This window comes from Streptomyces sp. NPDC059679 (assembly GCF_042734105.1).
In the GTDB taxonomy this organism is placed as follows: Bacteria; Actinomycetota; Actinomycetes; order Streptomycetales; family Streptomycetaceae; genus Streptomyces.
Genome location: NZ_JBHWES010000054.1, coordinates 14377 through 28076, shown reverse-complemented (window position 1 = coordinate 28076; position 13700 = coordinate 14377). Strand labels below are relative to the sequence as shown.

Below are 13700 nucleotides of genomic sequence, written 5' to 3'. Positions count from 1 at the left end.
TCCTCCCTAGCCGCGGAACCTGAGTACGGTGGTGAACTCCCCCAACAGCGCGGTGCCGTCGGCGAAGCCGGTGCCGACCAGCGTTGTGGTGGGTTCCTTGCGCCCGAAGCCGGCGGAGTACCAGCCCAGCGGCGGGTCACTCTCGCCGCGATGCGCCCGCCAGCACAGCTGCCCGGGCAGGTCGAGCGCCGCGGAGCGGTCCTCGCCGTCCCGGGTCCAGGTGAGCTGTGCCCGGTTCCCCACCAGGTCCGCGGCGATCGCCGGGCCGAGGTGGAACGCCAGGCGCACGGCCCGGCGCGGGCCGCGCACCTCGTCGACCACCCTCAGCTCCTTGGCCGCGGCCGTCAGCTCCACCCTGCGGCGGTGCACGGATTGCTGGTAGCCGTCGTGCTCGGCGCACCAGCGGGCCGTCCCCTCTTCGGAGGCGCCGGATGTGTCCGCGATCAGGACGCGGCTGCGGGCATGCCGGGTCCACAGGAACGGGCCGCCGGAGACGGACTGGTCACCGCCGTCCAGTTGCAGGGTGTTGTGGCCGAGGGTCGACCGGAAGTACTGCCGCCACTCGGGCTGCCCGTGGTAGCAGAATGTCCCCGGGTCGGCGAGCACGTCGACCCCGTCGTGCCGGACCTCCACGGACAGCGCGTCCGCGTGAGCATGCGCGGCGATGGTCAGGAACCCGTGCGGACCACCGTCGCAGCGGCACCAGATCTCCGCCGGACCGCGCAGGATGGTAAGCCCCGCGTCGGCGAAATGGGCCGGCCGGCTTGGCGGTCGGGACACGGCCGGTGCGGTTCCATTTTTCGCGTACGGCCGGATGAGCGCGGCCAGCAGCGGGGTGCGCACATCGGCGCCGGTCACCGCCGGCCACCAGGCGAGCCGGCCGAACACGGCGTCCCCGGTGGCCAGCAGCGAGGCCCAGCGGTCGGTTCCCGCGCCGTCCACGACCAGACCGTGCCCGTCGTCCGCGTCCCCCTGGCGCGGCGGCCGCAGCCGGTTGTCCACGATGGCCGCGAGCGCGTCGGTCATCCGCAGCAGCACCAGCCGGATCGACGCGGGGACCGGCACGCCTGCGGCATCCGCCTCGGCCACCGCGGCCAGGCCGAGCTCCAGCACCAGTCCGTGATACTCGGTGGCCAGCTCGCGGTTGAGACCGGAGTCGAAGGTGTTGCTCCGCAGCTGCCGCTCCAGCGACCGCAGCGCGTCGGCTCGCCAGCGCGCCGAGGAGGGGAACCACCCGAACGCGCAGGCCGCGGCAGACTGCCCGGCGGTCTCGGCGATGACGTGGTTGTTCGCCGAAGACCCCCGGCTGGGGAAGGCGGCCAGCCAGCGCTGGTGGTGCCAGATCTGGTTCAGCGCCACCGGGTTGCCCTCGAACAGCCCGGCCGCGCCCGGCCAGCCGTCGAGCAGCCGGCGGATCCACACCCACGACAGCAGCCGGATCCCCAGCTCGATGCCGCTGGTCCAGTGCACTCCGCGCAGCGGCGCGTTGCCCGCCCACCACGACCGCAGGTGCTCGGCCACGCGCTCGGCGTACCGCTCGTCCCCGGTGATCGCGTAGGCGGCGGCGAGCTGGGTGAGGTACTGATGCCGGGACAGCTCCCAGATCTGCTTGATGTCCCCGACCGCGTCCTCGTTCCGGTACGGCACGTCGAAGGCGTAGCCCCACGGAGCCCGGCGCCCGGTCTTCGGGTCGTACCACCAGTCCGGGTCGGCCAGGTCGTCGCGGACCACCCCGAAAAACTCGGCGTGCCCGGCCATCAGCCGGTCCGCCTCGGCGATGAGACGCTTCGCGGCGTCCGGTGGCACCGCGGCGATCGTCCCCGCGGGCAGTACCGCGGTGAACCGGGCGCCGGTCACGCTCGGGCAGTCCGGCCGCGCCGACCGCCACCGCCGCCTGCGCACGGCGTCGCCCACCCGGCCGCCGACCTCCCGCGGCCCCATCCGGGACAGCCGCCGCAGGTACCAGCCCGGACTCCCCGAGCTCACAGTCATCGCGCCCTCGCCAACGTGACCGGCGCGCCGCCGGCCAGGCCGGTCCGCACGGCGAGGGTGGCCGCCGTGGTGGCGACCAGCGACTCCAGCGGCACCGGCATCGGCCCGCCGGTGCGCACGGCCTTGATGAACGCGGCCAGTTCGGCGGACTGGCCCTTGTCCCGGGCCTTGGGCAGCCGCGAACTGACCCACCGCTTGCCGCTGGCCCCCCTGTCTGCAAACAGCGAGGCACGGACGAAGTCGTCGAGCCGCAGCACCTTGCCGTCCGCGATCAGGTCCAGCGTCTCCTTGGGGAAACCGGGCGCGCCGGTGGTGACGTAGCTGATGGTGGCGGTGGACCCGTCCGGGTAGCGCAGCACAACCTGAAGGTCACCGCTGCCCTCGTTGCCGGACGTGGCGACCGCGTACACCGAGACCGGGTCGGCCTCGAGCAGCCAGCTCGCCGTGTCGATGAAGTGCCCGCCCTCGCCCTCGAACCGCGAGCCCTCGGTGTCTTGCTGGAGGTACCAGCTGCCGTGCTGCAGCCGGCCCGCGTTGACCAGGTAGCGCAGGCTCGCCGGGCCGGTCCGGGCGCCGAACCGCTTCCTGGCCTCCTGCAGCAGCGGGGCGAAGCGGCGGTTGAAGCCCACCTGCAGCCGGTCGTTGCCGGACTCCTCCACTGCCGCGAGCACGCCGGCCAGCTCGTCCTCGGTGAGGGCCAGGGGCTTCTCCACGAACACCGTCTTGCCGGCGAGCAGCGCCTTCCGGGTCAGTTCGGCGTGCGAGCTGTGCCGGGTGACCACGAACACCGCGTCGATGGACTTGTCGCCGAGCACGGCGTCGAGATCGGTGGTCGCCTCGGCGAAGCCGAACTTCCGCTGCGCGTTGGCCGCGGACAGCGCGGTCGTGGTGACGACCGTGGACAACTCGACGCCGTCGCGCCGTGCCAGGTGCGGCAGCAGCATGGATGTCGTGTAGTTTCCCGCGCCGACGAACGCCAGCCGCACCGGCGCCTTGGCGGACCCGGTCGGGGTGGACACTCCGCCGCCGGCTCTCCTCACCGCGGGCACGGCCACCGCCGGGGCCTCCGCTTCCGCAGCTTGGCTGGGGTGGCCGGGGTACCGGAACAGCACCGCCACGGCCTTCAGATCGCCGTCCTTCAGGCGCTGATACGTCTCGACGGCGTCATCGAAGGCGGCGATGTGAGAGACCAAGGGCTCCACGTCGACGCTGCCGCGGGCGAGGAGATCGAGGAAGCACGCCAGGTTGCGGCGTTCGGTCCAGCGCACATAGCCGATCGGGTAGTCCCGCCCCTCGAGCTCGTACTCCGGGTCGTAGCGCCCGGGGCCGTAACTGCGGGAGAACCGGACGTCGAGCTCCTTCTCGTAGTACGCGTTCCACGGCAGGTCCAGGCGGCACTTGCCGATGTCGACGACCCGGGCTCGGTCCCGGCACAGCCGGGCGGCCAGCTCGACGGGCTGGTTGCTGTTACCGCCGGCGGCCAGGTACACCTGGTCCACACCGTGACCGCCGGTGAGTTCGGCGACGGCGGCTTCCACGGCCGCGGAGGCGGGATCGCCGCAGGCCGCCGCGGACAGGCGCTCGGCGAGCTCGCAGCGCACCGGGTCGGGGTCGACTCCGACGACGCGGACTCCCGAGGCGGCCAGCAGCTGCACCACCAGCTGCCCGATCAGCCCGAGGCCGATGACCAGTGCCGTGTCGCCGAGCTGCGGCTCGCCGCGGCGGACGCCCTGCATCGCGATCGACCCGACGGTGCCGAAGGCCGCGTGCCGCGGCGCGAGGCCGTCCGGCACCCGGGCGTAGAGGTTCTTCGGCACCCAGTTCAGCTCGGCGTGCAACGCGTGCTCATTGCCGGCGCAGGCCACGAGGTCACCGACCGCCACATCGTCGATCCCGGTGCCGACCTGCTCGACCACTCCGCACAGCGAGTAGCCCAGCGGCGTGTAGGAGTCCAGCTTGCCCATCACCTTGCGGTAGGTGGCGGGCAATCCGTTGGTGGCCACGCTCTGCATGACCTTGGCCACCTGGTCAGGCCGGGAGCGGGCCTTGCCCAGCATCGACATACCGGCCTCGGACACCTTCATGAGCTCGGTCCCGGTGGAGATCAGCGAGTAGGCGCTGCGGACCAGCACACCCCCCGGCTTGCATCCCGGCACCGGCACGTCGAGCACCGCCAGCTCGCCGCTCTTGTAGTTCTGCACAACCTGTTTCACCCGAACTCCTCTGAATTCCTAAGCCGTTAACCGAGTGCTCTGGCCGGACCCAGAGGTCGCGTCGCGATACCAGTACTCGAGGGTCAGCACATGCCACAGATGCTTGGAGAAGTCCCGCTGCCCGGCGGCGTCCTCGGCGACGAGCCGCGCCAGCGCGTCGCGGCGCAGGAAGCCGGAACGGACGAGCACGCCGTCGTGCACCACCTCGCGTACCAGCGGTGCCAGATCCCGGCTCATCCAGGCCCGCAGCGGGGCGCTGAACAGGCCCTTGGGCCGGTAGACGATCTCCCGGGGCAGGATCGAGGTGGCCGCCTCCTTGAGGACGGCCTTGCCCTGCCGTCCGACGATCTTGCGATCACCGGGCACGGCGAACGCCGCCTTGACCACCTCGACGTCCACGTACGGCACCCGCACCTCGGTCGACGCGGCCATGCTGGAGCGGTCCGTGTACGTGAGGTTCAGGCCCGGCAGGAACATCCGGGCGTCGCCCAGGCACATGCGGTTGACGAAGTCGTCGAGGTCGTTGTCCTGATAGATGTCCGCGTGCTCGGTGAGCACGTCCTCGACCGTCCCGGCCAGGTCCGGATCGAGAAGGGCGAGCAGCTCGTCCTGGTCGTACATGGTGTAGCTGCGCCGGAACGCGGTCTCCTCCGGCAGCTCGGCGAAGGAGAGAAACCGCTTCGCGAAGCGCACCGACCGGTACCCCCGGCGGGCCGTGGCGACCGGCAGCCGGTCCACGGCCCTGAACACCCCGCGCCGCAGGGGCCGCGGGACGCGCTGGTAGCGCAGCGCGATCAGGTTGGCCAGGTGCTTGCGGTAACCGGCGAACAGTTCGTCGGCACCCATCCCCGAGAGCATCACCTTGACCCCGGCCTCCCGGGCGGCCGAGCAGATCAGGAACGTGTTGATCGCGGCGGGGTCGCCGATCGGCTCGTCCAGGTGGTACGTCATCTGCGGCAGCAGATCGAGCACGTTCGGGGCGATCTCGATCTCATGCAGGTCGACGCCGAACCGCTCGGCCACCTGCCGGGCATAGCGCAGGTCGTCCGGCATCGCCTCGAACCTGGCGTCCTCGGAGCGGAAGCCGATCGTGTACGCGGAGATCCCGGGTCGGTCGCGGGCCGCCAGCGCGGTCAGGTAGCTGGAGTCGAGACCGCCGGAGAGGAAGGTCGCCACGGGTACGTCGGAGAGCAGGTGGCGCCGCGTCGACTCCTCGACGATGGCGGCCAGGTCCGGCTGCTCACCGTTGCGGGCCCGTTCCCGGCCCTCGGCGGCGACGTCCTTCAGGTTCCAGTAACTGCCGCGCTCCACCCGGCCGTCGGGCCGGATCCGCAGCCAGCTCCCCGGCGGCAGCTTCTCCGCCTCGCGGAACGCGCAGCGCGAGTCCGGCACCCAGTAGTAAAGGAGCGAGGCCACCAGCGCCGCCTGGTCCACCTGCAGCGACCCGCCGGTGGCGGCCGCGAGCGCCTTGAGCTCGGAGGCGAACACCAGACCCTCGCCGCGCCGGAGCAGGAACAGCGGCTTGATGCCGAGCTGGTCGCGGGCGAGCACCAGCTCACCGGTTCGCTCGTCGAAGATGCCGAACGCGAACATGCCGCGCAGCCGGGGCAGACAGTCCGTGCCCCAGCGCCGCCAGGCCCCCAGCAGCACCTCGGTGTCGGAGGTACCACGGAAGCGCACCCCGGCGGCTGCCAGCTCGGCACGCAGCTCGGGCGCGTTGTACAGCTCGCCGTTGTACGTCAGGGCGAGGCCGTCCGAGACCATCGGCTGGGCGCCGGTCCCGGACAGGTCGATGATGGCCAGCCGGCGGTGCCCGAGGTGCACTTCGCCAACGCCGGCGGCGTGGCTGTACCGGCCCGCCCCGTCCGGGCCGCGGTGGGCGAGGGTATCGGTGAGCCGGTCGGTCACGACCTTCCCGTCCGGCCATCGGTAAGTGCCTGCGATGCCACACATGTCCTACCGCGCCTCCTGGTCGCTGTCCGGGATCCGTGCGGCCCACATCGGCTGCCGCTCCGTCCGCCACCGGCCCGTCCCGTTCTGCCGGGCCGGCCGCTCGCTCTGGCCGCGCAGCGCGGTGTGCGGCCCGTCCCACAGCGTGCCGTCGGACCGGTCACGCGGATCGGGGTCGATCAGCACCACACCGATCACTGGAATGCCCTGGTCCGCGAGGTGCCGCGCCACGGTGTGCAGCCATGCGGCGCTGCCGTGCCCGGCACGTACGACGAGCACGGTCCGGGCGCCGAGGTACTGGAGGTCGGTCCACGCGGTGCCGGGCGCCACCGAGCCGACGCCGAGCCGGAGCTCCTCCTGCGACACGGCCGCGGCACGCTCGCCGCTGACCACGGTGGGATCTCCTGGCTTCGTGGTGCGCTTGGCGAGTTGCGGGCCGGGCAGTGCGTCGATGATGACCGCTGGCCCCTCCGCCGCCAGTGCCCGGCCGAGGTCCAGGGCGATCACGCTCGCGCTGCGCGCACAGCCCAGTTCCAGCAGCGACACCGGTTCCGCGGAGCCGCGCACGGTGCGGGCCAAGGACGTGGTGAGCCTTGTCCGTGCCGCCCGGATCCGTCGGCGCTGCCACAGCCTGCCCGACCGCCGGGGCAGCTCCGCGATGACCGAGGCGCCGAGGTTCGCCGCGATCTCCCGGCGCAGCACGGGGCGGTCCGCGACCACCGCGCCGACCGCGGCCACCGCGAGCCCGAGGGCGAGCCCGAGGACGAGCCCGATCGCCGCGTTGGTGGCAACGGCCCTGGGCAGGGAGTGCCGCACCGCGCGCGGGGCGTCCACGATCTGCGTGCCGGCGATGAGCTGGGGCGTGCCGATGCGCGCCTCCGCGGCGCGCTGGCCGAAATCAGTGATGCGCGAGGTGAGCTCGGCCCGGCGGGCGAAGAGCGACTCCATGTTCGCCGACGCCTTCGGCCCGCTCTCCGGCGATCCCTCTTCGATCGCCTTGTTGACCTGGGCGAGTTCGTCCCGCATTCGGTCACGCTGGTCGAGCAGGGTCTTGGCTTCGGCGTTCGCGGCTTCCCGTATCCGCTTCACATGGTCCGCGACGAACGCATCGGCCAGCGCCTTGGCGCGGGCCACCGCTTGCGCGTCGCTGTCACCTGTCACATTGATCTGCAGCAGGTTGTTGGTCAAACCGATACCCCCGTAGTCCTGCATGAAGTCCTCTGGTTTTTCCGGGGACCCGAGGGACTTCAGGGCCTTACCGGCGATCCGCGTGGTTTGCAGCAGCGCGACGTCGGTGCGGATCAGCGTTCCGGGGTCGTTCGGCTGGTCCTCCTTGTGCGCGACCAGCACCTTGGTCACCGCGCTCGGCGGCGGCGGCAGCAGGACCGCCAACGCCGCACCGACGAGCAGCCCCAGCAGCGCCAGGGAGCCCCAGAGGCGGCGCCGCCTGCGCACCGCCACCACCAGCGACTGCAGGTCAAGCAGCGGAGCGGCGGCCGACGACTCCGATGTCGTACTCGTCGTCACCCTGAACCTTCCGTCGCATGGTCGCGGGCCGCGAGCGCCGGCGTCGCGGCATCCCGAGGACGGTCGGCAGTCCGCGTCGGACGGGCCCGGACCGTGCCGGCGAGGACGATGCCAACGACCTCGTGCCCCGCGTCCGCACACGCGCCGGCGATGCCGGCGAGCTCCCCCGCGGTCCAGCAGCCCGCGCTGAGCACGACCAGGGCACCGGACTCGTCGTCGCGGTCCGGCACCATCGGCCGGTCCACCGAAACCCCCACCACCCGCAGCATGGGGTACCCCCTGCTCGACGAGGACGGGATGGGGTATCCCCTGCTCGAAGAGGACGGGGAAGGACCGCTCTCGGCCTCGGCGACGAGCTGCCCGGCGGCCCGGCGGGCGATCTCGTCGCCGTCCGGGACGACAACCAGCAGCCGCCGGGGGGCCGGCAGTTGGTCCCGGAGGCGGGTGCACACCCGCCGGTAGCGGATCTGTCTGCCGGCCTCGTCGCCGGACGTCCGCGGGGTCGGTATGTCCCACCGGACGTCGACGCCCAGCAGCCGGCGGATCCGGGCCCGCGGGCCATGGCCTTCCGGCCGGTGCGCGCGCCGTTCACCGGGTACCTCGACGGTACCCAGCAGCACCGAGCCCATCGCCGCGGCGATCTCCGGTTCGGTACGCAGTCGGCGACTCATCCGTGCGGCGGTGAGATGGCCGATGACCGCGAGCAGGAAGAACAGCAGCGCCCCGGCGATGATGAGCTGCATCCGCGTCGGCGGTGCCTCGCCGGTCGGCCGGGCCGCCGGCCCCATGACGACCATGTTGGTCTTGTTCGCCTTGTTGGCAGCCGGGTCGGCCTGGTCCAGCTTGTTGATGGCCTCCTGCAGCGTGGTGCGCAGCTTCGCGAGCTCGGTGCGGGTCTGCACGCCCTCCACGGTCTGACCCGGATCGGCCGCATCGGCCAGCTCGGTGATGCGGCGGCTGGTCCGCACCACCATCTGCCGCAGTGCCTCGGGCCGCGTCGCCGCTTCGGGGTCGGTGTTGTCGCCCGCGATCCGTGCGGCGAATGTGACGAACTGCTGGGCCACTTGGTCGGAGAGTTTCTGTGCGCGCTCCGGGGTGTCGGCCGTGCCCGAGATCGTGATGATGTTCCCGTCGGCGGCCTTGGCGCTCACCTGATCCCGCAGCTCGCTGCCGCTGACCCCGGTCCAGCCGAGCGTGGTGGCCGCGCGGTCGACCACCACCGAACTGGTCGCGATCTCCACCTGAGTCGCCAGCTCGCGCTCCTGCCACGCCCCCGGCAGCAGTACCGATGCCGACGTCGTGTAGCGCGGCGGAAACAGTAAAGAGGTGCCGTAGCCGACGAGCGCACCCACCACGGCGAGGATAGTGAGAAGCCGTCGGCGCCGACGGATAATCCGCCCGATCGTGACCAGGCGTATCGTGTCGTCGCTCAACGGCGCTGCCTCTTCCCTGCCCGGTTCGGGGCGCCCGCCGACACCGGAGTGTGGTCACGGCAGGCAGCGGCGTAGGCGGCGAGCAGCGACGCTTGCGAGTTCCGCCAGGAGAGCGGTCCGCCGATCCGCTCCTGGCCGATCTTGCCCATCCGGGCCCGCCTCTCCGGATCGTCCAGCAGCAGTGCGATGAGCCCCGCGAACTCGGCCTCGTCGTTGGCGGATGCGTAGACGGCGGCGTCACCGGCGGAGACCCGCGCCTCCCGGAGGTCGAACGAGACGATCGGCCGGCCCATCGCCATGTACTCCAGGACCTTGTTCATGGTCGAGACGTCGTTGAGCGGATTGCGCGGGTCGGGGGAGAGGCACACGTCCGCGGTGGACAGGTAGCGCACCAGGTCGGCGTCCGGAATGCGCCCGGTGAACTGCACCTGCTCCGAGAGCCCGAGCCGCCGGGACAGCTCCACCATCGCGTCGAAGGCGTCGCCGGCGCCGACGAACACCGCATGCCAGTCGGTCCGCCCGAGCTCGTCGCGCAGCTTCGCGAGGGCCCGTAAGGCGTAGTCGACGCCGTCCTGAGGGCCCATGACGCCGAGGTAGCACAGCAGATGAGGCTTGCGGCGCTTCAACTCCGGCTCGGGTGGCACCGGTTGGAACCGGTCGATCGAGGGCGCGCTGCGCACCACGAAGACGTCCTCCGGCCTCCGACCGCCACGGCGTATCGCGACGTCCCGGTAGCTCTCGTTCGTGGCGAGCACGACGTCCGAGGCCCGGTAGGTCCGCCGTTCCAGCGCGCACACGGCGCGATAGAGCAGATCCTCGCCGCGGTCGAACCGGGAGAGGTACAGCTCGGGTACCAGGTCGTGCTGGTCGAAGACGAACCGCGCGCCGCGCCGCTTCAGCCACAGTGCCGGCAGGAACAGCAGGTCGGGCGGGTTGCAGGCGTGGACCACGTCGACCGGGCCGACCTTGCGGGCCAGCCGGGCCGTATGCCACAACGCCGATCCGTACTCCCGCAGATAGCCGGCCGGCCCTCCGGTGGCCGCGCGCAACGGGTAGCGGTGGATCCGCACCCCGTCGATCTCCGCCTCCGGCTCCGTGTCCCGCTTTGTCCCCTGGGGACAGATGACGTGCACCTTCCAGCCCGCGTCGCGCAGCGTCGTGCACTCCTGCCACACCCGCCGGTCGAACGGCACCGACAGGTTCTCCACCAGGATCAGCGCGCGCCGGCCCGGCCCGTCGCCGCTGACCGTGTCACCGAACGATGTGTCACCAAGCAAGGCCCATGTACCCCGGTTCGGCCCGGCGCGCCTCGGCGTCGGGAAGGCGGATGAGGTCGACGATCACCGGGCCGTCGCCATGCGGCAGGGCCGACAGCACGGCCGGATCCCTGGTCCCGACCAGGCACACCTCGGCGTGCTCGAGCACCTCGTCGACGGAATCCGCGAGCAGCTGCGCGAGGTGCGGCAGCCGGTTCTCGATGTACTCGCGGTTCGCGCCGATCAGCCGGGACAGGCTCACGTTGGCGTCGTGGATCCGCAGGTCGTAACCCTTGCCGAAGAGCCGCTCCGCCAGCTCGACGAGCGGGCTCTCGCGGAGGTCGTCGGTGCCGGGTTTGAAGGACAGCCCGAACAGGCCCACCCGGCGCTTGCCGGTGCGCTCGACCAGCTCCACCGCGCGCTGAAGATGGTCGGAGTTGGAGGGCAGCACATGGGCGAGGATGGGCACCGAGACGTCGGCCCGCTGCGCCGCGTGCACCAGGCTGCGTAAGTCCTTGGGCAGGCAGGAACCACCGAAGGCGAAGCCGGGCCGCAGATAGGCGGGGCTGATGTTCAGCTTGCGGTCGGCCAGGAACACGTCCATCACCTGGTGCGAGTCCACCCCGAGCGCCTGGCACACCGCGCCCAGCTCGTTCGCGAAGCCGATCTTGAGGCCGTGGAACGCGTTGTCCGCGTACTTGATCGCCTCGGCCGTCGGGACCGGCACCCGGAACACCTCGCCGGGCAGGCCGTCGTACAGCGCCATCACCGCATCGCCGCTTGCCGGGTCGAGCTCGCCGATGACGGTCTTGGGCGGGTCGAAGAAGTCCCGCACGCTCGTGCCCTCGCGCAGGAACTCCGGGTTGACCGCGACCCCGATGTCCACCCCGGCCGTGCCGCCGACGTACTTCTCCAGAATCGGCACCAGCAGGTTCAGGCAGGTGCCCGGGAGCATGGTGCTGCGGAACACGACGGTGTGCCGGCCCCCCTGCTTGGCCCCCTCGGCCAGCGCGGCGCCGATCTGCTCGGTGACCCGCTCCAAGTACGTGGTGCACAGGCTGCCGTTGGGCTCCGACGGCGTGCCCACGCAGACCAGCGACACCTCGCTGCCCGTGATCGCCTCGCGGACATCGCCGGTGGCGCGTAACGCCCCGGTCCGCACGACCTCGGCGATGAGCTCGCCGATCCGCTCCTCGACCACCGGGGCCTTGCCGTCGTTGACCAGGTCGACCTTCACCTGGTTCACGTCCACCCCGATGACCTCGTGACCCATGCCGGCCAGGCACGCGGCCGACACACAGCCCACGTAGCCGAGCCCGAAAACGCTGACTCTCATGACCCGTTCCTCCCCCCAGGCAGGCCCTTCTGGCCTGCGGTCCGCGCGTCGGCGCGACCGTTGAATTGCAGACCCCCGTGCATCAGTAGGCCCCCTGCCCGTAGAGCACCGCACGCAGCGTCTTCCACAAGATCACTGTGTCCAGGGCGAGCGACCAGTCCTCCACGTACCGCAGGTCCAGCCGGACCGCCTCCTCCCACGACAGGTCGCTGCGTCCGCTGATCTGCCACAGGCCGGTGAGCCCGGGCTTGACCAGCAGCCGCCGCCGGATGTCCGGGTCGTACGCGGCGGACTCCTCGGGTAACGGAGGCCGCGGACCGACGAGCGACATGGATCCGGTGAGCACGTTGAAAAGCTGCGGGAGCTCGTCGATCGAGTACCGGCGCAGCACTGCTCCCACCCGGGTCACCCGCGGATCCCGGCGGACCTTGAACAGCAGGCCGGCGCCTTCGTTGCGGTCGGCCAGCGCGGCACGTGCCCCGTCAGCCCCGGCGACCATGGTGCGGAACTTGAGAATGGTGAACTCGCGGCCGTCCTTGCCGACCCTGCGCTGGCGGTAGAACGCCCCACCCCGACTGTCGGCCATCACGAGCAGTCCGACGAACACCATCAGCGGCGCGAACAGGATCAGCAGGATCGCTGCGCCCATCCGGTCGACGACCCCTTTGACCGCCCGGCGGCCCCCGGTGAAGGCAGGCATGCTGACCCGCAGCAGCGGGATCCCGAGCACCGCGTCGACGTGCAGCCGCGGGCCGGCCACCTCCATCAGCACGGGGGCCACGACCATCTCGGCGTCGCTGCCTTCGAGGTTCCAAGCCAGCCGCTGCAACCGGTCCGGTGACCAGTGCGGGTCCGGTGTGACCGCGACGACACGGTAGCCGTCGCGGCGGACATGGCCCGCCACGTCCGTCAGCCGGCCGACGACCGGCACTCCGTCCAGTTGGTCACCGTCGAGCCCGAGACCGTCTGTCGTGCACACCGCGTCCACCCGCCAGCCGAGGTGCGGGAACTTGCGTGTTCGGGTGATCAGGTCGTGCACGGTGGCCGGGCTCCCGGCAGCGAGCACCGGTCGCAGGCACCGCCCTTCCTTCCGCTGTTTGTGCAGCCAGAGGCGCAGCACATACCGCGCGGTCATGGTGATGAGCGCGATCGCGGGGATCGCGACGAAGATCCAGAGCTTGATGTTGCGCGAGGTGAGGGCGATCCCGCCGAGTGCCAGTACGACGGTCGCCGTGAACAGTGAGCGTCCGAGCCGGCGGAATTCCTCGGCGCCCTGGCCGAGCACGGCCGGAGCCCACGACCGGCTCACCGCAAGCGCCCCCAGCACCAGCAGCTCGGTGCCGAATGCGAGAATCCCCCACTTCTCGTGCCAGTTGGCCGCGTCCCGGGCCCCGAAGAAGTTGCCGATCGCCGCCACCACGATGGCGGTGGCCACGGTATCGCTGGTGATCACGGTACGGCGGTACCGCTGCTCCCAGTCATTCGCGGGCCGACTGATTGCCCCGTTCGCCAGACGCCCGCGCTCTGACGAAAACGGGCTGACTAATCCCCCCTGCCGCACAGAACCCCCCAGGTCCCCAGTGGTTCGACGTGGTCGCCTAACACTGTTCATCCCGCCGGGAGGCCCCCACCCCCCGCACCGTCCCTCCCCTCGGGGGCCCCCGCCCCCGCCGCGCCGGTCCTTCCCACGGGAGGCCCCCACCCCCCGCGCATGACATCTCAGCTGTTTCAGAGCTACTTGAAGAACGTGCGCAGGAACCCGTCGAAATCTTGGGTGCTCCCCGCACCCATGGCCCCCCTCGGGCTCCAAGAATTGTTTCCGTAGCGCCGGACCTATAGATCATTAGTGGTTCTCTAGATCATTACCGGTCGCCTCGTGCCCGAACGGCTGAAGCACGGTCAATCTAGACCATCGGAGCCCGGTATGTAGAGAGGATGTGTGTAATTTGTGGTCAAGCTTTGGGGCTGGATCCACCGACCGGTGACCGCCTAC

Annotated in this window: 8 protein-coding genes; all 8 read right to left on the bottom strand. The window is 71.2% G+C overall.

Annotated features, from left to right (window positions below):
• Positions 1-6 precede the first annotated feature (6 nt).
• The 8 genes from ACFV2X_RS39750 to ACFV2X_RS39715 all read right to left on the bottom strand — a co-directional run bounded on the left by ACFV2X_RS39750 (position 7) and on the right by ACFV2X_RS39715 (position 13268).
• A complete protein-coding gene (locus ACFV2X_RS39750; protein ID WP_385626174.1) occupies positions 7-1992 on the bottom strand; it encodes an alginate lyase family protein in 1986 nt (661 codons plus the stop codon).
• Complete coding sequence (locus ACFV2X_RS39745; RefSeq protein ID WP_385626173.1) at positions 1989-4205, bottom strand: bi-domain-containing oxidoreductase; 2217 nt, start codon at positions 4203-4205, stop codon at positions 1989-1991. The genes ACFV2X_RS39750 and ACFV2X_RS39745 overlap by 4 nt, the downstream gene beginning before the upstream one ends.
• A gap of 18 nt (positions 4206-4223) precedes the next feature.
• Positions 4224-6158, bottom strand: coding sequence for an asparagine synthase (glutamine-hydrolyzing) (asnB, locus tag ACFV2X_RS39740; protein WP_385626172.1), 1935 nt, complete (start codon positions 6156-6158; stop codon positions 4224-4226).
• 3 nt (positions 6159-6161) lie between these two features.
• Positions 6162-7682 (bottom strand): Wzz/FepE/Etk N-terminal domain-containing protein, encoded by a 1521-nt coding sequence (locus ACFV2X_RS39735; RefSeq protein ID WP_385626171.1) that lies wholly within the window; start codon positions 7680-7682, stop codon positions 6162-6164.
• Positions 7679-9115, bottom strand: coding sequence for a Wzz/FepE/Etk N-terminal domain-containing protein (locus ACFV2X_RS39730; protein WP_385626170.1), 1437 nt, complete (start codon positions 9113-9115; stop codon positions 7679-7681). Before ACFV2X_RS39730 ends, ACFV2X_RS39735 begins: the two co-directional genes overlap by 4 nt.
• Positions 9112-10392, bottom strand: a complete 1281-nt coding sequence (locus ACFV2X_RS39725) for a glycosyltransferase family 4 protein (RefSeq protein WP_385626169.1) — start codon at positions 10390-10392, stop codon at positions 9112-9114. The genes ACFV2X_RS39730 and ACFV2X_RS39725 overlap by 4 nt, the downstream gene beginning before the upstream one ends.
• The gene (locus ACFV2X_RS39720; RefSeq protein WP_385626168.1) at positions 10382-11707 is read right to left on the bottom strand and encodes a nucleotide sugar dehydrogenase; all 1326 of its coding nucleotides are present in this window, start codon (positions 11705-11707) and stop codon (positions 10382-10384) included. Before ACFV2X_RS39720 ends, ACFV2X_RS39725 begins: the two co-directional genes overlap by 11 nt.
• An 82-nt stretch (positions 11708-11789) precedes the next feature.
• The gene (locus ACFV2X_RS39715) at positions 11790-13268 is read right to left on the bottom strand and encodes a sugar transferase (RefSeq protein ID WP_385626167.1); all 1479 of its coding nucleotides are present in this window, start codon (positions 13266-13268) and stop codon (positions 11790-11792) included.
• Between the last annotated feature and the right edge of the window lie 432 nt (positions 13269-13700).